We start from the raw sequence: 20,373 nt of genomic DNA, 5'->3' as shown, positions 1-20,373 counted from the left end.
ATGTCTCTCCAAGAGATAAACGCGCCTTCGTCGTGACGAAAGCGCGTTTGTCGCGATTGCAATGTGAGAAGCGCAATTACTTCTCCGAGATTCGGACCCAGTCGTCGTGGGCACGAACCTTCAGCGCGCGCCAGTCGGCGGCCGCGACATCCCAATTCACGATGGTGCGATTGGTCAGTGCGACCTGGCCGTTGGCGACCTCCGACGTCTGTATCGAATCGTAGAGATAGACCCCGACGATCAGAAGCAGCGCGCCCAGAATCATTCCAAGAAAAGTCTGCATGGTCGTGAACCCCTCCGATGACCGCAGAGAAACGCGGTTCCCAGGGGATGGTTCCGGCCTGCCGGAGCGCGCGATATGGAACCGGTCACGAGCGCGACTTGGCCACGCCAGGCGGCAGCGGCCCGCCGGTCGCAAGCGGCGCCGTCACCAGACTGAGCGATTTCAGCTCGTCCGGCTTGAACACGAACAGCTTGTCGTGCGGCGTCTCCATGGCGTGGATCCAGACCTGCAGATCGACGCCCATGTCGCCGAGATAGCGTTGGCAGCGCGCGGAGACTTTCTGTGCCAGACTCATCTCGTCCCGGGGCGGGCCGCGATCCTGGCTGACCGCCGCGATCTGGTGGACGCCGATCGTGGCGCGGTCGCCGGCGCGGCGCTCGATCCCGCCGGCGAACACCAGCGGGCACGACGAGGCGCAGAACTTGCCGGGCTCGACCTCGGTGGCGAATTTTCTGTCGCGGATCAGCCGGCCCATCGCCAGTGCGTCGGCGACCGAACCGCCCGGCGAATCCAGCACCACGGTCCTGATATAGTCGCCTCGCTTCTGGATCTCGGCGGCAAAGGCCTGCGAGATGCCCGGCGTGATGGTGCCGGTCGCCATCAGCCTGCCGCCGCCGACCAGTTCGAAGTTCATCGGGTTCGCGAGCGGGCCCTTGGGTTCCGGCACCTGCACCAGCCGCCTGTCGCCATCCGGCAATAGCGGCGCGAGCAGCGAAGGTAACAGGGCCGGCGCGGCGGGGACCGGCTCCGGCTTGATCTCGCTGGCGTCGGGATTGCCGACACTGGCATTCATGCCGGCGAGATCGGCCGCCAGCACGGCCACCGTCACCGAGACGACGCAGCGGAAGATCCAGCGCAACACGGTCTCGTCGGGATTGTCCGGAAGCCAGGCCGAGAGGCGTTGCATCAGAGTGGGGGAGGGCGACATAATACGCTACTTTGTCAGTCGAGCCGTGGACAGCGATGTGACGTTTTCTTCCTTCGGCGAGGGCTCTTCTGGTTGGGGTTCGGCGGGCGGCGGCTCACCCCGCGCCTCCGGAGCAGGCGCCGCGATGGTATCATCGCGGACCGCGTGTCGCGCCTCCTCGACCTCGCGCGCGATCCGCATCGCTGCGACGAGATCGCTCGCCGTCATGCTCGAGGCGCTGACGGCGGGAAGTCCTTCCCGCCGGATCGCAGCATGCACCACGCACAGGATCAGGACCAGCACCGCCGGCATCAGGTCGATCGAGATCGCGCCGGCCCAGCTCGGGATGAAATCGCCGGCATAGCGCAGCACGGCCTCTGCCGGTGACAACGTCTGGAATCGAGCGGGCTCGACATGCGGCATCGCCAGGATCTTGTCGGCGGCATCGGCGAGCGATTGCGCCTGCGTTGCGATCGAGCTCTCGACCTTGCCGACGACGGCAGTCTGCCGGTCGGCCAGGTCGGAGGTGCGGCCGCCGGCGGCCGGCGCGATGAAGCCGGCCGACAGCGAGGTGGCCGCGCGCTTCACCGCGGGGGCGACCGAGGTCTGCTGCAGATTGGCGATTACGCCCATCAGCGTCAGCGATTCCGTGGCAAAGGCGTCGCTGCGCGCGGAGATCGGTCCGCGGTCCGAAATCAATTCGCGCATTTTTGCAAGACTCTTGCCGCCCTGGTCATACAGGGTGGAGACGCGCTTGGCCGAATCCTGCACCTGCTGGCCGAGGCTGTCGAGCTGGCCCGACATCTGGGTCAGGAGCTGCACCACCGTGCCGGAGCCCGAGGTGCCCGTGAGCGAGCCGGCGCGCTCGGCATCGGCAAGCCGCGCAAATCGCGAGGACGCAAGCTGGATGTCCGGCAGCAGGCTCTGTGCGGCGATCGCGTTGGTGTTGGCGGTGTCGAGGTCGTGGGTGTAGTTCTGTACCGTGATGCCGAGGTGCTGCTGGATTGCGGCGGCGCCGGCGAGCGCCGAGGCGTTGAGCCAGGACGACATCGCCACGATCATGGCCGATCCGAGCAGCATGCAGCCGAACATCAGGCCGCGGCCGGTATGGCTCGTGACATGCGGCATGAACTGCATCATGAACACCCAGAAGGCGTAGATGCCGACCGAGACCGCGAGCGAGTACATCACGGCTGCGAAAAACACCATGGTCGGGCTGCCGTTCAGCAGCTCTCGAACGCCGAGATAGGTATAGACGCCGGCGGCCAGCGCCAGAATGGCCGTCGTCAGCTTCAGGGTGACCTCGAGCCGGCTGACGCCGTTGGCGAGCAGCACCGCGGTGGAGGAGCGTGGCGACGAAACGGAAGAAGGCTCTGAGGGCATGAACCGTCCTGTTGCGGCCCGAAAAGCCGCGCCGATCAAAGCCCCCGCTTCCTGCTGGCCAAGACTTGGCCCGCGTTCTTTTGCGGAAAAATTCCGACGAGATTGTGTCGGACAGAATTCTTCTCGCCGCCGGCCGCAATCATGCCTCGGCGGCCAGCCGCCGCAGCAGCTCCGCGTTGATCTCGCGCGGATAGCAATGACTGAGGTCGTCGATCTCGCGATAGGTCACATCCGCGCCGGCCGCGGACAACGCGGAGCGGGTGTGCCGCGCCACCTCCACCGGGAACATCCAGTCGAGCCGGCCATGCGTCAGGAAGATGGGCAATCCTTTCAGCCGTTCCGCATCGGCCAGTTCCGCCATCAGCGGATGGAAGGTGGCGGCGACCGGCGCCAGATGCGTGAACGGCGAGGCGCGTTCCAGCCCGCTGACGTAGCAGAACGTGCCGCCGTCGCTCAAACCGGTCAGCAGCAGGCGTTCCGGATCGACGTTCCAGCGGCCTCGCACATGGTCGAGGATGCGCTTGAGGTTCGGCGTGTCGGTATCGGCGCCCATCAGCGCCCAGGTCGGCCCGGTCGCGGTCGGCGCGACCAGGATGGCACCGAAGCTGCGCGCGTCGCGGAGCCAGCTCCAGAGGAAGTTGCGGCCGTTGCCGCTGCCGCCGTGCAGCGCCATCACCAGCGGAAATGCGCGGTCGGGCGTGTAATATTCCGGCACATACACCGAGAAGCCACCGCGGCTGCCGAGCTCGTTGTGGTCGTGCATGACGCCGGTGTCGTCGGCGGCCGGACGCGCGAGCCGCGCCTCGAGCTCGGCATCGCCCTGCGCGGACGGATCGAGGAAGAAGCTCGAGACCGGCGGAAATTTCGCCGCCAGCGGATACAGCGCCTCCAATGCGCGCGGGACGTGGCGCAGCGCACGGAACACCTCCCATATGTCGCCGCGGCCGCCGCGAACCGCATCCAGGCCGGCGAAGGCGGCGAGCGCTGCGTCGCTGGAACCCTCCAGCGCCGCCCGCACTGCCGCGAACTCGGCCGGCCATTCACCGAGCCGCGGACGTACCGCGCGTAGCGCCTGGCCCGGCGTGCCCACGGCTTCCATGACGCGCTCGAACTCCGGCGGGTGGAGATGGCGCGCGACAAAGGACAGTGCTTCGAGCGATTGCAGCAGTGGCGGCAACACGGCGACGATGTCGTCGACCACGGCGTCGCTCATGGCGCTGGTCTCCAGCGAAGCCGGCTGTCCCCGAGCGTGGCCGATATCGACGGACCACGACCTGCCTCAGGTCTTCGCCGGCATGTTCACCTGTCGCTTAAATCGCAAATAGGTCGAGTTGGCAATTCCCATAGGCAGCAGGAGCGTGGTGTCGAATTCGACGAGCACGAAATTTCTCACCACGAGGCCGCCGCCGACATTGCCGGCGCCCTGATCGGTCAAAGGGAAGGACCTCAGTGGAGCCGCGGCCCCTTCAGCAGCTTCGCGCGGTCGGTCGAAGCCAGCACGACGTCGAAGGTGACACCTTCGTGGTGCACGGTGAGCGGCACGTCGACCCCGGCTGCGCCGAGCGCCCAGAGCTTGCGGTAGAAGGCGGCCTGGCTCGTGATCTTCTCGCCCTTGATCGCGAGGATGACGTCGCCGGTCTTGAGCTCGGCGCGCGCGGCGGGTCCCTTGTCGGCGATACCGATCACGACGAGGCGGTCGCCGACCTCGGTCGAGTACATGCCGAGCCACGGCCGCGCCGGGCGGTTGACGCTGCCGAACCTGCGCAGATCATCGAGGACCGGTTTCAAGAGATCGATCGGCACGATCATGTTGACATGTTCGGACCGTCCGCCGCGCTCCTGCTCGAGCTGCAGCGAGCCGATGCCGATCAGATCGCCACTGCTCCCGATCAGGCCGGTGCCGCCCCAATTGGGATGCGCGGGGGAGGTGAAGATCGCTTCGTCGAGCAGATACTCCCAATAGCCGGCGAACTCCTGCTTCACGTCGATCTGGCTCGCGACCGAGCGGGTGCGGCCGCCGGCGCCGCCGATCACGACGCGATCGCCGATCTTCGCCGCGCTCGAGGAGCCGAGCGGCAGGGGCGAAAGCTCCAGCCGGCCGAGAGCCTGCACGAGGCCGAAGCCCGTCACGGCATCGAAGCCGAGCGCATGGCCTTCCATGACGCGGCCGTCCCCGAGATGCAGCCACACCGTTTCCGCCTCGGTGATCAGGTAGCTGATGGTGAGCACGAGCCCGTCCTCGATCACGACGCCATTACCCACGCGCTCGGTTCCGAGCGTTTCCGCGGTGAAGGCGTCGTTTGCAACGATGGAGTGCAGGCCAACGACCGAGGAAAGCACGCGATCGAGATCAAACGCGTATTCGCCAGCCCTGGGCTGAAAGGCGGGAGGTACTTTCCACTCGGTCAAGGTCAAAGAGGCCATTGTGGCTCTCCTGTTCTGTCGGCGCCACGATGTGGCGATTGGCGGACATCCGGCCATGGCGCCGTTGCGATGGCACGAAGCGAAACGCAGTGTATCATTTTGTCCCGATGCGCACTAGCTCCTGGCTTTGTCGCGGGTCTGCAATGCTCGCTCAAGCAAGAGCAGCGAGAAGGTTCCTCGCCTCGCGGACATCCCGTACATTCTCGCCGCCTTCGATGGCGGCCAGTGCCGGCTCCAGCAAGGCACGCAGCTCGTGCGCGGGTGCCGTGTCGCGCCGGAGCCGAACGAGATCGTTCGCCGCGCGCAGCTCGAGCAGGCGCGCCTCCTGGCTCTGCGCGACCGCGATCGCCCTCGCAAAGCAGGCTTCGGCGCGGCGCCGATCCGCCTCGGGCTGCCTGAGCGCGATCCATCCTTCGAGACGGTGCAGATCGGCGAGCCAGTAGGCTTCCCCGGATTGCGCGACGAAGGCGAAACCATCGTCGAGCGCCGATCGTGCGCCCGCCAGATCTCCGGCCAGCAGCAGCGCCTCGGCAATGTTCGACAGGATGATTGAATTTCCCGCATTTCCGCCGGACTGGCGCAGCGCCACCAGCGCGTTGCGCATGCCGGCAATGCGGCTTTCGGTCGGCTCGCGGATGGCGCTGGCGCAGGCTCCGAGCAGGCCCGTCAACAGCCGGATCTGCTCGACCTTCTTCTCCGCGCAGTAGACGCCGAGCTCGGCGCTGTCGCGCTCCAGCGCCTCGAACTCGCCGAACGCGAATTGCGGCCAGATCGTCGCGCAGAACTGTGCCGATGCCACGGTCGTGGGATGGCCGTGGCTCGCGAGCTCGGCGCGGACCTGCGCGGCGAGCGCGGCCGAGCTGTCGAACAGGCCGAGCGACAGCCGGGCCAACACTTCGTAGCAGCGTACGGCGATACCCTGGTCCCAGCCGAACCATGCGCTCAGCGCCTTCTGTCGCCGCGCGTCCCGCCAGGCGGAGCTCTTCTGCAGGGTTGCGAGCGCCTCGCGGTGGCTTCCGGCGTAGAACTGGAGCGTGCCGAGCGCACGGTGTCCGATCAGGAGATAGTTGGGATCGTCGTGCCGTGTCGCGGCGTCGATGATCTGATGGGCGAAGTCACGCGCCCGCGTCAGGCGCGCCGCGATGGTGCAACTCGAACTCAGTCCGTAGAGAACGGAGACGCGCTGCAGGTCGGTGCCGATGCCGCGATCGAGCAACCGCTTTGCCGCCATCAAGGCCGCGAACGTCTCCGGCGCGGAGATGCTCTTCAAGGGCCACAGCGCGTTGGCGTGCGCGACGAGAAGGCCGAGCTCGAGCGCATCGCGTCCGGCGCTCGGCTCGATGTCCGCGATCAGCGCGAGCCCGCTCGAGGCGTGACGTTCCGCCTCCACCGGTGCCGACTGCGACAGTGCGAATTCCGCGGCGACGAGCCAGCCCTGCGCCGCCTGGTCGGCAAGGCCGGCCTCGGTGTAGTGATGGGCGATGGTGGCCGGCGCATATTCCTCGTCGGTGAGGTGCTGCCTGAGCGCCCAGGCGATATGGGCATGAATGCGCTGGCGCCGGCTGCGCAACAGCGAATCATAGGCGACGTCGCGCACCAGTGCATGCTTGAACACGTAGCTGGTCTTGGGCAGGGAGCCGCGGCGGTGGATCAGCTCGGCCTCGATCAGCCGATGCATGACCTCGTGCAAGGCCTCGCCCTTGATCGGGGATACCGCCTCCAGCAGCGCATGGGAGAACTCCCGCCCGATCGCCGCTCCGATCTGCGCGGTTTCCTTGATCGGGGCCAGCCGGTCGAGCCGCGCCGTGAGCGAATCGTGCAGGGTCGAGGGGATCGCGAGCGGCGTCAGCGCGGTGGCGAGCACATAGGCGCCGCTCTCTTCGCGCAGCAGCCCGGATTCGAGCACGCTCTTGGTGAGTTCCTCCAAAAACAGGGGAACGCCGTCCGTCTTCGCCAGGATCTGCTCCAGCACCGGCGCCGGCAGCTTCTTTCCCGCGGTGATCGGTTCGATCATCGCCACCGACTGATCCCGCTCGAGCCGGTTGATCGAAAGCGAGGCGACGTTGGCCCGAGCCGTCCAGGGCGGCACGAACTCCGGCCGGAAGGTCAGCACCAACAGGATCGGCAGGCGGTCCATCCGCTCGATCAGCCGCGTGGTCAGATCGAGCGAGGACGGATCGATCCAATGCGCGTCCTCCACGATCATCAGCACGGGCATCTGCGCCGCCACGCGAAGCGGAAGCGCGAGCAGCGCCTCGATCAGGCGCTCCTTCAACTCGCTGGGCGGCAGGTCGAGGGCCGGATAGCGCTGGCCGGTCGGGAGCGTCAGCAGCGAGGCGAAATAGGGCGCGATGTCGCGGCTCGGGAGGCCGGTGCTCTCGATCATCCGCTCCAGCTTGGCGAGCCGCACGCCGGCGGCCTCACCGCTGACGAAGCCGGCGGCGAGCCAGATCTGCCCGACTACCGGATGGAAGGCGTCGTTGGTGCGGTGTGGCGAGCACTGATAGCGAAGCACCATCTGCTGCTCGCCCGCGAGGCGCTCGCGCAAGCCGGCCAGCAGGCGCGACTTGCCGATGCCGGCTTCTCCCGACAGCAACACGATCTGCGCGCCTTCCGTGCGGGCGTGATGCCACCGTTCGAGCAGCACGGCGATCTCGGTCTCGCGGCCGACGAACGGGGTCAGGACGTCCGCATGCGAGGCCTCGAAGCGGCTGACGTTCTGCCGCTCGCTCACGATCTGCCAGGCTGCGGCCAGCGACGGAAAGCCTCGGAGCGCCTGCTCGCCGAGCGGCTTCAGCTCGAACGCCTTGCCGAGCAGGCGCTGCGTCGTTTCCGAGACCAGGACGGTGTTGGGCTCGGCCACGCCCTGCAGCCGCATGGCGAGGTCCGGCGTTTCGCCGACGAGGCCGCGCAGGCGCGCTTCGCCGCGGCCGATCAGTTCGCCGATCACGACGAGGCCGGTCGAGATGCCGATCCGCACCTGCATCCTCACCGCATGTTCCGATGCGAGGCGTACGACCGCCTCCACCAGCGCGAGCGCCGCGCGGGTGGCGCGCTCGGCGTCGTCCTCATGCGCGCGCGGATAGCCGAACAGCACCATGGCGGCATCGCCCATCCACTTGGCGATGTGGCCGTCGAATCGTCCGACCGAGGCCACGACGGCGCCCTGGAAGGCGCGGATCAGATCCGCCATGTCCTCGGGGTCGAGCTGCGCCGTCAGCTCGGTCGAGCCGACGAGATCGCAGAACATCACCGTCAACTGCCGCCGCTCCGGGCCGCTTTGCGCGCGCCGTTCCGCGGGCAGCTCGCGGATCGCGCGCAGCAGCCGCAGCCGGTGACCGAGCGGCATGTCGAGATCGGCGAGATGCTGATCGGTCAGCTCCGGCAGCACATCGGCATCAATGTGCTGCTCGCGAAACAGCGCAGCATACTGATCAAGGCCGAGGCTGCCGAGCCAGGTCCCGACGTCCATCGATAGGGGTCTCCAGTGCGGCGCGGAACATAGTGAAAAATCGCCGTGGTTGCACAACTAATCGTCGGGGCTGTCCATCGCCAATCGCCGAGCTTGCGTCATCTTTGCGCGAGAATCGGCGCGTATCCGAGCGACCGTCCTGCGGTCGCTGCACGCGCGCTCGGCGCCTGCAAGGGTGGCCGTACCCTTGCGCCGTCCGCGCAACTGGCCCACCATCGGCCACAATTGATCCGGTGTCGGGTTGCATTCGCTGTGGCCGCCGGCGGAGACGCAAGCGATGGTCATCGAGGACATTTCGTTCATTCCTGTCCAGGCGCTGCTGTCCGCCGCCTACGGAATGTCGAAATCGCTGGCCACCGCGCGGGCTGCCACCCTGGTGCGGCTGAAGCTTGCCGACGGTACCGAGGGGATCGGCGAGGCGTGGGGACTGCCGCAGGCCAATCTGGCTTATCTGCCGCTGCTCAAGAGCTGTCTCACTGGCGTCAACGTGCTCGACATCGAGCATGCCTACTCCCTGATGCTGGCGCGCCAATATCTTTTCGGCGTGCAGGGCCCGCTGACCTGGTGCATCTCCGGCATCGATATCGCGGCCAAGGACGCCGCCGGCAAGCTGTTGAAGCAGCCGGTGCACCGCCTGATCGGCGGCAAGCAGGCGGACAACGTGCATATCTATGCGTCCGGAGGCTATCTGACCAACGACAGCGAACGCGACCTTGCGCCGCAGATCGAGGCCATGGCCAAAAGTCGACACCGCGCGGTCAAGATCAAGATCGGCATCTCGCCGGCCTCCGACGAGCCCGCGTCGCCGCGGCGCGGCGCATCCTCGGCGACGACGTCGAGATCATGGTCGACATCAATTCGAACTACACGCTCGACCTCGCGCGCGAGAGCATCAGCCGCCTCGCGCCGTATCGGACAGGCGCTCCGAGGTCGCCTCGTCGAGCATGAGATCGCGCGCGCAGGCCGTCACCGAGGCGCGGTAGACCTCGTGAATCCGCAGCGCAGCAGCACTTCGAGCTGGGCATCGGTGAGCGAGGCGGTCTTCCGCGTGCGAGCGATAGCCGGTGTCGCGTCCGTGGATGCCGGTATCGCAGAGCTTCGGGCTCGACGGGAAGATGACGTCTCCAATCGGGGGCGACCGATGTCAAATTCTCACGGGACAGCGTCGGCGCTTGCTTTGCCGCCGGTCCTATACGAAGCTGACTAACAGGCGAAAACGCTGCTGAATCTGCTGTTGGCTGCCGCAGGAAGCATGCTTGCGCTTGCGTCGGTGCACCGGTTGATGGAGTTCGAGCTTGAAACTTCCTCGCCGTCAGTTCCTGCATCTGGCCGGGATCGCCGCCGGTCTTCCGGTTGTCTCGGGCCTTGCGAACGCAGCGGTCTATCCGGCGCGGCCGGTCCGCATCATCGTCGGCTTCGCTGCCGGCGGCGCGCCCGACATCGCGGCCCGTCTGCTCGCGCAATGGTTGTCCGACCGGCTCGGCCAGCAGTTCATCGTCGAGAACAGGCCCGGTGCCGGCGGCAACATCGCGACCGAAACCGTGGTGGGCGCGCCCGCCGATGGACATACGCTGCTGCTGGTGAGCATCGCCAACGCCGTCAACGCGACGCTCTACCAGCGGCTCAACTACGATTTCATGGCCGACATCGCGCCGGTCGCGTGCATCAGCCACGAGGCCTACGTCATGGAGGTGCATCCGTCGTTTCCGGCGACGACCGTCGGCGAATTCATCACCTATGCCAAGGCCCATCCGGGCAAGCTGAACATGGCGTCGGCGGGCAATGGCACCGGCCCGCACGTGGCCGGCGAGCTGTTCAAGATCATGGCCGGTGTCGACATGGTGCATGTGCCCTATCGCGGCTCGCCGCCGGCGCTCACCGATCTCATCGCGGGCCAGGTGCAGATGATGTTCAGCCCGCAGTCCTCCTCGATCGAATATGTCAGGGGTGGCAAGCTTCGCGCGCTGGCCGTCACGACGGCCGCCCGCTCGCGCGTCCTGCCCGATGTTCCGACCGTGGGCGAGTTCGTGGCCGGCTACGAGGCGAGTGGCTGGTACGGCATCGGCGCGCCCCGCAGGATTTCGGCCGAGATCGTCGACAGGCTGAACGGAGAGATCAATGCGGGCCTTGCGGATGCGACATTGAAGGCGCGGTTCGCCGAGCTCGGCGCCGCGGTTGCCATCGGCTCGCCATCCGATTTCGCGAGGCTGATCGCCGAGGAAACCGAGAAGTGGGGCAAGGTGATACGGATGGCCAACGTCAGGGCCGACTAGGATTGGTCATCGGCCAACGTGGGATGTAGCCCGGATGAGCGCAGCGATATCCGGGTTTCACGCGCGGTCCCGGATGTCGCTGCGCCGATCCGGGCTACGATGGGGTACCGGACGGACGCGGTCCGTCACGACATTGGATTCATTCAGCGGCCGTGGCCGCATCGGAGGGTGTGATGACAACTTTGGCGGAAGGGCGCGAGCTCACGCAGGTCGGTCCCGGAACGGTGATGGGCGAGTTGATGCGGCACTACTGGCTTCCCGCGACGATGTCCTCGGAGCTCGTGCGGGACCGCGCGCCGGTCCGGCTGATGCTGCTCGGCGAGAAGCTGATCGCGTTCCGCGACAGTGCGGGCCGCGTCGGCGTGATGGACCATCGCTGCCCGCATCGCTGCGCCTCGTTGTTTCTCGGACGCAACGAGGAAGGCGGCATCCGCTGCATCTATCATGGCTGGAAGTTCGACGTCGCCGGCAACTGCGTCGACATGCCGAGCGTGCCGCCGCAGCAGGATTTCAAGCACAAGGTGAAGGCGAGAGCCTTCCCTGCCGTCGAGCGCGCCGGCATCGTCTGGGTCTACATGGGATCTGCCGCCAAGGCGCCGCCGCTGCCGGCCTTCGAAATCCTCGACGCGCCCGAGGACGAGGTCAGCGTCACCTTCATTCAGCGCGAATGCAACTATCTGCAGGCGATCGAAGGCGAGATCGACACCTCGCATTTCGGTTTCCTGCATGCCGGTCATGTCGATCAGGACGACGTGCCGGCGGACGGTCCGATCTATCACACCGTCACCAACCGTGCCCCGGAGTACCACATCGCCGACACCCCCTGGGGCACGCAATACGCCGCCTACCGCGCGGCCGGGGCGGAGAGCACCTATTGGCGCTTCGCGAGCTTCGCCTTTCCGTTCTGGACGCTCGCGCCCAATGGCGAGTTCGCGAGCCACGTCCATGCCCGCGCCTGGGTGCCGCTCGACGATGGCCATACCATGTTCTGCTTCCTGCGCTGGACGCGTGGCGTCTCGGCGCACACGCAGCCGCAGCCCGCCTTCAAGGACGGCACGCCGGTCGGCGGCACCGGGCGTGGCAACAGGCTGCTGCCGAACACGACGGACTGGCTCGGCCGTTTCCGGCTCGCGGCGAATGAAGGCAATGACTGGCAGATCGACCGTGCCGCGCAGCAGAGCAACGCGATCTACAGCGGCATCGACGGCATCCATTTGCAGGACCAGGCGATCACCGAAAGCATGGGGCCGGTCACCGACCACGCCTTCGAGCATCTCGCGCCGTCGGACCAGATGATCACGCGCACGCGCCGCCGCCTGTTGATGGCCGCCCGCGCGCTACGCGACCAGCGCATCCTGCCGCCCGGCGTCGCGGATGCCGAAGTGTTCCGCGGCGCGCGCAGCGGCTACTTCGTCAGCGAGGACAGGAGTCCGTGGCAGGACGTCTATGCCAGGCAACTGGCCGCGGCCCTGCACCCGTCGCCCCCGCTGCGTGCAGCGGAGTAGCTTGCGTAGGGCGGATTAGTACTAATCGTACTGAGTCACAAGAAGACTCAAGCCATTGAATCGACTCGTCTTTGTGCAAATATGGTCGTTCCAAAAAGCTCAAGAATTTCAACGAGAGCACCACACATGTGACTTAGTACGACTAACCCGCCCTACGAACCTCGGACGCAATTGATTTGCCTGGCGGGTCAAGCCCGTCCGCCACAAATATTTCTCTTTTTCAGAAACTAGAATCGGATGTATATTCTGCGCCGTCCCGCCTCCAGATGAGGGACGTTTCGCGGTCGTCACGGACGTTGGAGGCGGGATGCGGTGGACGCTGCAATGTCAGGCGCTTTTGCGCGAGACGACTGGCGATGCGGCGGACGGCGAAGGCGTGTGGTCCTGATCCCGCGACGCTGGGATCAAGTCGGCGGCGATGCCTCGCATCGACGCAGGCGAGGGTGGCAAGACAGCCCGTTCACCCGGGAGAGCGCGCTATAAGACGTAAACCACCGCGCAGGGAAGGCCGGGTCAACTCGGCTGAGCCTGTGGTTCCTGCCCCGTGCGTTTTCTGTTGCACGGGGGCCATGGGTGCCAGCCGGCACCCGGTCTTCCCTGCGCCCTCATCTTCCTCGAGGGCGGTCTCGGCAAAAGTCGGGCGCGATGCGCGCCGCGGCAATGCGGACGCCTGTCCGTTCAGTTCTTTGAAAAGGTCAAATCGGAATGGTCGGCGCTTCGCGACACATGCGAGATGCGTAGGGTGGGCAAAGCGGCCACTTGCACGAGGCTTGCCACGCCAAGGCAGAAGCGTGCCCACCACCCCGGAGTAACGCTGTCGAAATAACGGTGGGCACGTCGCTCCGCGCCTTAGTCTTACTGCGTCTAGCCCACCCTACAGATCTCACCGCTACGGATCGAGCTCGGTGTCCCAATAGAGATAGTCGAGCCAGGAATCATGCAAATAGTTCGGCGGAAACAGCCGGCCGTTGCGATGGAGCTGGTGCACCGTCGGCGCGTAGGGCGCCTGTCTCGGGAACATCTTGGCCTGCTGCGGCGTCAGATTGCCCTTCTTCAGGTTGCAGGGCGAGCAGGCCGCGACGACGTTCTCCCAGGTGGTCTGGCCGCCCTTGGAGCGCGGGACGATGTGGTCGAAGGTCAGGTCATCACCCGAGGAGCAGTACTGGCAAACGAAGCGGTCGCGCAGGAAGACGTTGAAGCGGGTGAAGGCGGGATGGGTCGTCGGCTTGACGAAGGATTTCAGCGACACCACGCTCGGCAGCTGGATCTCGAAGGAGGGGCTGCGCACCGCACGATCATAGTGCTCGACGATATTGACGCGGTCGAGGAACACCGCCTTGATCGCGTCCTGCCACGACCAGAGCGACAGCGGGTAGTAACTCAGCGGCCGGAAGTCCGCATTCAACACCAGCACCGGCCAACCGCCTTGCGAGACATGTGCGTTCAAATAACGCTCCTGGCTCCCGTATCGGCTGCGAAGCAGCACGTATTGACATACTACATGCAGCGTGACGGGATTGTGAAGAGCTTAGAAGAGCTTATCCCGAGGGCCGGGTCCATGTGCCGCGCGCAGGGATCGCGCGCTTTCGGGATCACAAATTGGTGGGGAGGGGACGAATGCGAAGCCTGTTTTGGCTCGCGGTCGCTGCGTTTGTGATGTTTGCCGGCAATGGCGCGGTCCGTGCCGACGACTATCCGGCCCGGCCGGTGACCCTGATGGTGCCATTTTCAGCGGGCGGCGGCACCGACACCCATGCGCGGTTCCTGGCTGAGAAGATGCGGGCAATTTTGGGGCAGCCCATCGTCATCGAGAACGTCGCAGGCGCGGCCGGCTCGATCGGGGTCAGCCGCGCGGTGCGCTCGGCCGCCGACGGCTATACGCTCTCGATCGGCACCTCCACCACCCACATGCTGACCGGCGGCCTCTACAAGCTGGCTGAACACGACGATGGCGCAGGTCTTGGCCGATCCGCGGTGAAGCAGCGCTTCGCCGAACTCGGCATCCAGCTCACGCCGATCAGCGAGCAGTCGCCGCAAGCGCTGCGCGCGTTCCAGAAGCAGGAGGCCGAGCGCTGGTGGCCGATCATGAAGGCGGCCGACATCAAGGGGGAGTGCGGTCTGTCCGTTACTGCGAACGAGTGCTCGCAATGACGGATCCCGCTATGACAGGGCTCGCAATGACGGAGCTACGCGCTTGCTAGATCTTCTCCAGCTTCTTCAGGCACAGGCTGGTGCGGACCACGTCCGGCATCGGCTGGTCCGGAAAGCTGGTCTTCCAGTTGGTGACGCCGACCTCGCCGACATAGATGTCGCCCTTGGAGTCGAGCGCGAGCCCGTGCGGCGCGAGGAATTTCCCGGTCTCCAGACCCGGGCCGTGCTCGCCGCCGAACCGCGCGAGGCGCTTTCCGCTGGCATCGACCAGCGTCAGGCGCGGCCCGAGATTGGGCACCTTGAGATTGACCGGCATGCCCGGTCCGAGCTCGCCGATGATGAAGTTCGGCTTTTTGCCGCCGCAGCAGCAGAGCGCACAGGGACGGTGCAGATTGTTCCACTGCGTCTCGTATTTGCCCTCGCCGTCGAACACCTGGACGCGGTGGTTCTCGCGGTCGGCGACATAGACGAAGCCGTCGGAGTCGGAGGCGATGTTGTGGACGATGTTGAACTGGCCCGGATCGCTTCCCGGCGCGCCCCAGCTCTTGATCAGCTTGCCGTCCGGGCTGAACTTGTGCACGCAGGCATTGCCATAGCCGTCGGAGACGTAGATCTCGCCCTTCGGCGACAGCGCGGTGTGGGTGCAGCGGTGGAACGGCTCGCCGCTCATGTAGGGCGCAGGCTTGCCGGGAATGCCGATGGTCAGCAGCACCTTGCCTTCGCCCGTGCATTTGCGCACGGTGTGGTCGCCGTCATCGGTGCAGTAGAGCTGGTCGTCGGCATCGATATGGAGCCCGTGCGCGCGGCTGAACAGGCCTTCGCCAAAACTCCGCAGGAAATTGCCGGCGCGGTCGAGCACGATCATCGGATGCTCGCCGCGGTTGAAGACATAGACCTGGTCCTTGCTGTCGACCGCGACGGAGGCGACGTCGGTCAGCTTCCAGCCGTCGGGCAGCTTCGCCCAGTTCTCCACCACGCGATAGCGATGCTCGCCGGTGCCCAGGATGTTCGGCATGTATTTTTCTCCCTGTTTGTTCTTGCCATCATTCCGGGGCGGCCGCACGGCGAACCCGGAATCTCGAGATTGCAGGCCTCGTTCGTGTCACTCCGCTGCGGAAGCAGCCCCGCGCGGCAACATCCCTTCCTCGATCGCCTTGATCTGCAGCGCCAGGAATTTCGAGTTGATGCGGCATTGCGCGAGACCGCCGGCGATGAAGGTGAGGCCCGGTTGACCGGTGCGCACATACATGTTGCGCAATTCCTGGCCGTCGCCAAAACCCCAGATCGGGCCGACGCGGTCCGCAACCTGCTTGCCCAGCAGCTTCTGCACCAGCTCCTCCTGCGGCCGGTAGCCGGTCGCCAGCACCACGAGGTCGGCCTCGATGGTTTCGCCACGCTTCAGCCGCACGCCTTCGGCGACGAAACGGTCGATCTCGGCAAACTGCTTCAGCTTCACCGCGCCGGAGACGATGAGATCGGAGCAGCCGACGTTGAAGTAGTAGCCGCCGCCGCGGGTCAGGTATTTGAACTGCCAGCCGGTGCCGTCCTCGCCGAAATCGAGCTGGAAGCCGCGGCTTTCGAGCCCGTCGAGCAACGGCTTGTCGATCTGCCGCGCCTGCTCGGTCAGCATGGCATGGCTGCGCCGCCCCAGCGCCAGCGGCATCGAGAGCGCGATCAGGTCGTTGTCCTCCAGCGTGCCCTCGCTGTAGGGCGCATAGACGAGCTGCGCCGACGGCTCGATGTTGACGACGAGCGTGGAGGAGCGCTGCACCAGCGTGACGTCGGCGCCGCTGCCTTCGAGATCCTGGGCGATGTCATGGCCGGAATTGCCGGTGCCGATGACGATCGCGCGTTTGCCGTTCCAGCGCTCGCCATCATCATATGCGCTGGAATGCAGCACCTTGCCCTTGAAATCCGTCAGGCCCGGCATCGCGGGCAGATTGGGGATGCCGCTCACGCCCGTCGCCATCACGATATGGCGCGGATGCATCTCGCGCCGGGTGCCGTCCGCCTTGCGCAACACCACGTGCCAGCACGCCTTGGTCTCATCATAAGTCCCGCCTTCGAATTCGGTGCCGGTCCAGACGTTCAGCTCCATGGCGTCGACATAGGATTCGAGCCAGTTGGCGAGCTTGTCCTTGGGGATGTAGACCGGCCAGCTCGGCGGGAATGGCATGTAGGGCAGATGATTGACATGCACCTGGTTGTGCAGGGTCAGCGCATGGTAGCGCTTGCGCCAGTTGTCGCCGATCCGCGTCTCGCGGTCGACGATCAGCGTGTCGACCTTGAGCAGCTTCAGCCGCGCCGCGATCGCAAGGCCCGACTGGCCGCCGCCGACCACCAGCACGGCCGGATCGCGATCGGCATAGGCGAGAGAGGCATTGCGCAGGTCGAGCCAGTTCGGCCCGCGGAAGTCGCGCGAATAGGACTGGCCGCGCGGCCGCGCCGACCCGAGTTCCTCCTCGAACCCCTTCAGCCCCTCGAGCGCCGTGAGCAGCGTCCAGGCCTTCAGCCGGTTGCCGTCGGCTGTGTCCGGAATCAGCCGGACGATGCCGTCGCCGCGACCGATATCGGTCTCGAAGTTGAAGATCGCCTCGATCGCCGCGGTGCCGGCGCGCGTCACCTGGCGCGGCGGCGCGCGTTCGGCATCGACCGCAAATCCCCTCGGCTGCGCGACACGGGCCTGCAAGGCTTGCAGGATGGCGGGCGCGCCATTGAAGGTCTGGATGTGCCAGCTCAGCGCCAGCACATCGCGCCAATAGCTCTCGGAAAGAAACAGCCGCCTCAGCGCATCGCCGTCGTTGTCGGCCAGGGCGGCTTCGAATTGCGCGAGCCAGCTGTCCACGGCGACGGTGACATCACTGGTCTTGTCGAGCATCGGCGTTTCTCATTCTTGCTTGTTGGCGGCTCCTGCCCCGCCGTCAGGCTATACCGTTTCAGGCGGGGCAGAAAGCGAGGACGGCTGCATGTGCCCTTGATCGGATCGAATACGTCGGCGAGCGCTCCTGTTGGAGCTGGGGGTGGCGCTGCGCTATTGGCTCGCGCCGATCACGCCCTCGCGCTTCCTGATGACGCGGTAGTAGCTCCACCACAGATGCGCCGCCGCACCGCGCAGCGGCCGCCACGGCTCGGCCAGCGGCGCCATCTCTTTCGGATTCGGCCGCGCCTTCAGCCCGAGCCCGGTCCTGACCGCCTCCTGCACCGCCAGGTCGCCCGCGGGCCAGGCGTCGCCATGGCCGAGGCAGAACAACAGGTAGATGTCGGCGGTCCACGGCCCGATGCCGTGCAGCGAGGTCAGCGTCCGGTGCGCGGCATCGGCGTCCTCGTTGGCGAGCACGTCGAGATTGAGCCGCTCGGCGGCCAGCTCGCGTGCGACGTTCTTGAGCGTCTTGATCTTGGCCACCGACAGGCCGAGCCGGCCCAGCCGGTCGGCGCGGGCACGGCGGAACGCGATGGCATCGAGGGGATCGAAGGCCTGGCTCAGCCGGGCCCAGATCGCGGCAGCGCTCGCGGTCGAGAGCTGCTGGCCGCAGACGATGTGGGCGAGGCCGGCAAAGCCGGGTTCGCGCCGCCGCAGCGCCGGCATGCCGGTCGCCTCGAGGATCGGCGCAAGCCGCCTGTCCTGCTTGACCAACACGCGTATGGCTTCGTCAAGGTCGTCCTGGGTCTCGAGATGGATCAGCATTGCCGCTCGACCCCACCACGCCCGGGATGAGAGATCAATGCGGCCCGTCTTCCGTTTTGCCCCGAGCCCGAACGGCCACCTGCATCTCGGGCACGCCTATTCGGCGCTGTTGAATTTCGATCTGGCGCGCGAAAGCGGCGGCCGCTTCCTGCTGCGGATCGAGGACATCGACCCGACCCGCTGCCGGGCCGAATTCGAAACCGCGATCTATGAGGATCTCGCCTGGCTCGGCATGGCCTGGGAGATGCCGGTGCGGCGGCAGTCCGAGCATCTCGGCTCCTACGCGCAAGCGCTGCAGCGGCTCGTGGCGCAAGGCCTGGTCTATCCGAGCTTCGAGAGCCGCACCGAGATCGCGCGGCTGGTGGCGGAGCGTGAGGTGGGGGGCGATTGGCCGCGGGATCCCGACGGCGCGCCGCTTTATCCGGGCGGCTCCAAGGTCCTCTCGCCTGACGAGCGCGCGCAGCGGCTCGAATCGGGCGCACCCTATGCGTTGCGGCTGGACGTGGCGGCCGCGGTCGCGCTGGCGGGTGCGTTGAGCTGGATGGAGCGGGGGGAGGGGCCCGATGGGGAGACGGGACCGATCGCGGCCGAGCCGGAGAGATGGGGCGACGTCATTCTGGCGCGCAAGGAGACACCGACCAGCTATCATCTCTCGGTCGTGATCGATGACGCGCTGCAGGGGGTGACCGAGGTCGTTCGTGGCCAGGATCTATTCCACGCAACGGGCATACACCGGCTGCTGCAACGCCTGCTCGGCTTGTCCGAGCCGTCCTATCGGCACCATCGTCTGATCCGCGACGACGCGGGGTGCAAGCTCTCCAAATCCTCTGCCGCGACCGGCCTGCGCGCGCTGCGCGCGAAGGGCGCAACGCCGGCCGACATCCGCCGTCTCATTGGTCTGGCTTGGGTCTAGCTCGTTAACCTGTCACGGATATCCCGGGTGAATGTCCGAAACGTTACCGTGACTCTGCCCACCCGGCCGTGCGATGCTGATCGTGGCGCGGGTAAAGGGGAGTCATGACGGCAAGATCGCGGCCAAGGCGCGTCAAGCGCGCGCCGAAGAAGCGGCCCGTAAAAAAGCCAACGTCTCGCGCTCTCGCGCGGAAGACGCCGAAGCGCATCAGCTCGCGCGGCGTGGTGGAGACCGCGCTTGCCGTGTTCGCCCATGAGGTCCGCACGCCGCTGACCGGCATTCTCGCCATCAGCGACCTGCTCGCCACCTCGGACCTCGGCGAGCGGGAGCGGCGCTGGGTCGACACCATCAAGGCGGGGGCGGAGCACCTGGCGAGCCTCGCGACCCTGTTCGTCGACGCCGCGAAGACCGCGCGCGGGGGCGCTGGCGCCGCGACCGTTGCACGTGAGGCGCTGTTCGACCTGCGGGCGCTCGCCCGCAGCGTCGGCAATTCGTTGGCGGGCCGCGCAGCGGCCAAGGGGCTGCAATCCGAGGTGATCCTGTCCGAGGTGCTGCCGTCGCTCGTGGTCGGCGATCTCGTCGGCCTGCGGGCGGCGCTGGAGAACCTGGTCGACAATGCGGTGAAATTCACTGAGCGCGGCACCGTCGCCCTGGAGGCACGGCCGGCGCCGGCGGGCAAAGGCAAGGTCGGCGCGGCTTTTACCGTGTCCGACAGCGGCATCGGGTTGAGCCTGCCGGAGATCCGGCGCCTGTTTCGTCCGTTCTCGCAAGCCAATGTCTCGATCGCCTCGCGTTTCGGCGGCGCGGGGCTGGGCCTGTCCTCGGTCAAGCAGCTCGCGCGTACGATGGGGGGCGACATCGTGGTGGCACAGCGTCCCGGCGGCGGCACTGCCTTCACCCTGACGGTGGCGCTGCGGCCCGCAGAGGCGCCGCGGACGGCAGGACCGGCGACGAGCGACGAAGCCGCCCCGGAAGCGATACCGTCGCTGCGTGTCCTCAGCGTCGAGGACAATCCGTTCGGCCGGGTCGTCCTCAATACCATCCTGAACGAGCTCGGGCATCAGGCCGAATTCATCGGGCGGGGCGAAGCCGTCGTGGAGCGGATCGCCCAGGGCGCCTTCGACGCCGTGCTGATGGACATGGTGCTGCCGGGCATCGGCGGGGTCGAGGCGATCAGGCGGATCCGCGCGCTCGGTCCGCCGCAGGGCTGCATCCCCGTGATCGGCGTCTCCGGCAGCGGCGACGACGAGGCGGCCTCGCGCGAAGCCGGGGCCGACGCCTTCCTGCTCAAGCCTGTGTCTCCGCGGGCTTTAGCGACTGCGCTGCTTGAAGCGACACGCCGCGCGGCAGCCGCGACTTGATGATCGCCGCATTCAG

16 protein-coding genes and 1 pseudogene are annotated in these 20,373 nt (G+C 66.6%); 6 read left to right on the top strand and 11 right to left on the bottom strand.

Translation table 11 applies throughout. The features are described from left to right. Positions 1-76: 76 nt before the first annotated feature. The 7 genes from JOY90_RS08685 to JOY90_RS08655 all read right to left on the bottom strand — a co-directional run bounded on the left by JOY90_RS08685 (position 77) and on the right by JOY90_RS08655 (position 8,469). On the bottom strand, positions 77-283 hold the full coding sequence (locus JOY90_RS08685; RefSeq protein ID WP_291690732.1) for a hypothetical protein: 207 nt from the start codon (positions 281-283) through the stop codon (positions 77-79). Between the two features lie 85 nt (positions 284-368). After that, positions 369-1,190, bottom strand: coding sequence for a hypothetical protein (locus tag JOY90_RS08680; protein WP_291690731.1), 822 nt, complete (start codon positions 1,188-1,190; stop codon positions 369-371). Between the two features lie 27 nt (positions 1,191-1,217). Beyond that, positions 1,218-2,573 (bottom strand): hypothetical protein, encoded by a 1,356-nt coding sequence (locus JOY90_RS08675; RefSeq protein ID WP_291690730.1) that lies wholly within the window; start codon positions 2,571-2,573, stop codon positions 1,218-1,220. Between the two features lie 139 nt (positions 2,574-2,712). Beyond that, on the bottom strand, positions 2,713-3,786 hold the full coding sequence (locus JOY90_RS08670) for a phospholipase (protein WP_291690729.1): 1,074 nt from the start codon (positions 3,784-3,786) through the stop codon (positions 2,713-2,715). Positions 3,787-3,852: 66 nt separating this feature from the next. Beyond that, complete coding sequence (locus JOY90_RS08665; RefSeq protein ID WP_291690728.1) at positions 3,853-4,008, bottom strand: hypothetical protein; 156 nt, start codon at positions 4,006-4,008, stop codon at positions 3,853-3,855. 11 nt (positions 4,009-4,019) lie between these two features. After that, on the bottom strand, positions 4,020-4,997 hold the full coding sequence (locus JOY90_RS08660; protein WP_291690727.1) for a S1C family serine protease: 978 nt from the start codon (positions 4,995-4,997) through the stop codon (positions 4,020-4,022). Positions 4,998-5,148: 151 nt separating this feature from the next. Beyond that, the gene (locus tag JOY90_RS08655) at positions 5,149-8,469 is read right to left on the bottom strand and encodes an adenylate/guanylate cyclase domain-containing protein (RefSeq protein ID WP_291690726.1); all 3,321 of its coding nucleotides are present in this window, start codon (positions 8,467-8,469) and stop codon (positions 5,149-5,151) included. A 277-nt stretch (positions 8,470-8,746) separates the two neighbouring features. Between JOY90_RS08655 and JOY90_RS08650 the strand changes: the two genes are divergently transcribed. The 3 genes from JOY90_RS08650 (at position 8,747) to JOY90_RS08640 (ending at position 12,247) form a co-directional block, all read left to right on the top strand. After that, positions 8,747-9,676: a hypothetical protein gene (locus JOY90_RS08650; protein ID WP_291690725.1), complete on the top strand. Its 930-nt coding sequence runs from the start codon at positions 8,747-8,749 to the stop codon at positions 9,674-9,676. An 88-nt stretch (positions 9,677-9,764) separates the two neighbouring features. Continuing rightward, positions 9,765-10,742 (top strand): tripartite tricarboxylate transporter substrate binding protein, encoded by a 978-nt coding sequence (locus JOY90_RS08645; RefSeq protein ID WP_291690724.1) that lies wholly within the window; start codon positions 9,765-9,767, stop codon positions 10,740-10,742. 173 nt (positions 10,743-10,915) lie between these two features. Beyond that, a complete protein-coding gene (locus JOY90_RS08640; protein WP_291690723.1) occupies positions 10,916-12,247 on the top strand; it encodes a Rieske 2Fe-2S domain-containing protein in 1,332 nt (443 codons plus the stop codon). A gap of 889 nt (positions 12,248-13,136) precedes the next feature. Here the strand turns inward: JOY90_RS08640 and JOY90_RS08635 are convergent. Then, entirely contained in the window at positions 13,137-13,694 is a 558-nt protein-coding gene (locus tag JOY90_RS08635; protein WP_291690722.1) for an HNH endonuclease, read from the bottom strand. A gap of 170 nt (positions 13,695-13,864) precedes the next feature. Between JOY90_RS08635 and JOY90_RS08630 the strand changes: the two genes are divergently transcribed. Then, positions 13,865-14,398: a tripartite tricarboxylate transporter substrate binding protein gene (locus JOY90_RS08630; protein ID WP_291690721.1), complete on the top strand. Its 534-nt coding sequence runs from the start codon at positions 13,865-13,867 to the stop codon at positions 14,396-14,398. 46 nt (positions 14,399-14,444) lie between these two features. On the opposite strand, the gene JOY90_RS08625 is transcribed toward JOY90_RS08630, so the two are convergent. From JOY90_RS08625 to JOY90_RS08615, 3 genes are all read right to left on the bottom strand, one after another. Then, positions 14,445-15,413 carry a peptidyl-alpha-hydroxyglycine alpha-amidating lyase family protein gene (locus tag JOY90_RS08625; protein ID WP_291690720.1) on the bottom strand — a complete coding sequence of 323 codons (969 nt, stop codon included), beginning with the start codon at positions 15,411-15,413 and terminating at the stop codon, positions 14,445-14,447. Positions 15,414-15,500: 87 nt separating this feature from the next. Continuing rightward, positions 15,501-17,276: an NAD(P)/FAD-dependent oxidoreductase gene (locus JOY90_RS08620; RefSeq protein WP_291690719.1), complete on the bottom strand. Its 1,776-nt coding sequence runs from the start codon at positions 17,274-17,276 to the stop codon at positions 15,501-15,503. Positions 17,277-17,429: 153 nt separating this feature from the next. Next, positions 17,430-18,083 (bottom strand): DNA-3-methyladenine glycosylase 2 family protein, encoded by a 654-nt coding sequence (locus JOY90_RS08615; protein WP_291690718.1) that lies wholly within the window; start codon positions 18,081-18,083, stop codon positions 17,430-17,432. A 37-nt stretch (positions 18,084-18,120) separates the two neighbouring features. Between JOY90_RS08615 and gluQRS the strand changes: the two genes are divergently transcribed. Together gluQRS and JOY90_RS08605 are read left to right on the top strand one after the other, a co-directional pair. Then, positions 18,121-18,996 carry a tRNA glutamyl-Q(34) synthetase GluQRS gene (gene gluQRS, locus JOY90_RS08610; protein WP_291690717.1) on the top strand — a complete coding sequence of 292 codons (876 nt, stop codon included), beginning with the start codon at positions 18,121-18,123 and terminating at the stop codon, positions 18,994-18,996. A 104-nt stretch (positions 18,997-19,100) separates the two neighbouring features. Continuing rightward, a pseudogene (locus tag JOY90_RS08605) lies at positions 19,101-20,261 on the top strand (ATP-binding protein); the annotation flags it as partial. Positions 20,262-20,373: the final 112 nt, after the last annotated feature.

It is taken from the genome of Bradyrhizobium sp. (genome assembly GCF_019242285.1).
Lineage (GTDB): Bacteria > Pseudomonadota > Alphaproteobacteria > Rhizobiales > Xanthobacteraceae > Bradyrhizobium.
The sequence above is the reverse complement of the archived record's forward strand: the minus strand, read 5'-3'. Positions and strand labels throughout refer to the sequence as shown.

What these genes read in the sequence shown, in the direction of transcription:
- JOY90_RS08640 (WP_291690723.1), top strand. Translation starts at nt 10,916, where the DNA reads ATGACAACTTTGGCGGAAGGGCGCGAGCTCACGCAGGTCGGTCCCGGA.
- JOY90_RS08685 (WP_291690732.1), bottom strand. Translation starts at nt 283, where the DNA reads ATGCAGACTTTTCTTGGAATGATTCTGGGCGCGCTGCTTCTGATCGTC.
- JOY90_RS08650 (WP_291690725.1), top strand. Translation starts at nt 8,747, where the DNA reads ATGGTCATCGAGGACATTTCGTTCATTCCTGTCCAGGCGCTGCTGTCC.
- JOY90_RS08625 (WP_291690720.1), bottom strand. Translation starts at nt 15,413, where the DNA reads ATGCCGAACATCCTGGGCACCGGCGAGCATCGCTATCGCGTGGTGGAG.
- JOY90_RS08630 (WP_291690721.1), top strand. Translation starts at nt 13,865, where the DNA reads ATGCGAAGCCTGTTTTGGCTCGCGGTCGCTGCGTTTGTGATGTTTGCC.
- JOY90_RS08620 (WP_291690719.1), bottom strand. Translation starts at nt 17,276, where the DNA reads ATGCTCGACAAGACCAGTGATGTCACCGTCGCCGTGGACAGCTGGCTC.
- JOY90_RS08680 (WP_291690731.1), bottom strand. Translation starts at nt 1,190, where the DNA reads ATGCAACGCCTCTCGGCCTGGCTTCCGGACAATCCCGACGAGACCGTG.
- gluQRS (WP_291690717.1), top strand. Translation starts at nt 18,121, where the DNA reads ATGCGGCCCGTCTTCCGTTTTGCCCCGAGCCCGAACGGCCACCTGCAT.
- JOY90_RS08615 (WP_291690718.1), bottom strand. Translation starts at nt 18,083, where the DNA reads ATGCTGATCCATCTCGAGACCCAGGACGACCTTGACGAAGCCATACGC.
- JOY90_RS08655 (WP_291690726.1), bottom strand. Translation starts at nt 8,469, where the DNA reads ATGGACGTCGGGACCTGGCTCGGCAGCCTCGGCCTTGATCAGTATGCT.
- JOY90_RS08660 (WP_291690727.1), bottom strand. Translation starts at nt 4,997, where the DNA reads ATGGCCTCTTTGACCTTGACCGAGTGGAAAGTACCTCCCGCCTTTCAG.
- JOY90_RS08675 (WP_291690730.1), bottom strand. Translation starts at nt 2,573, where the DNA reads ATGCCCTCAGAGCCTTCTTCCGTTTCGTCGCCACGCTCCTCCACCGCG.
- JOY90_RS08670 (WP_291690729.1), bottom strand. Translation starts at nt 3,786, where the DNA reads ATGAGCGACGCCGTGGTCGACGACATCGTCGCCGTGTTGCCGCCACTG.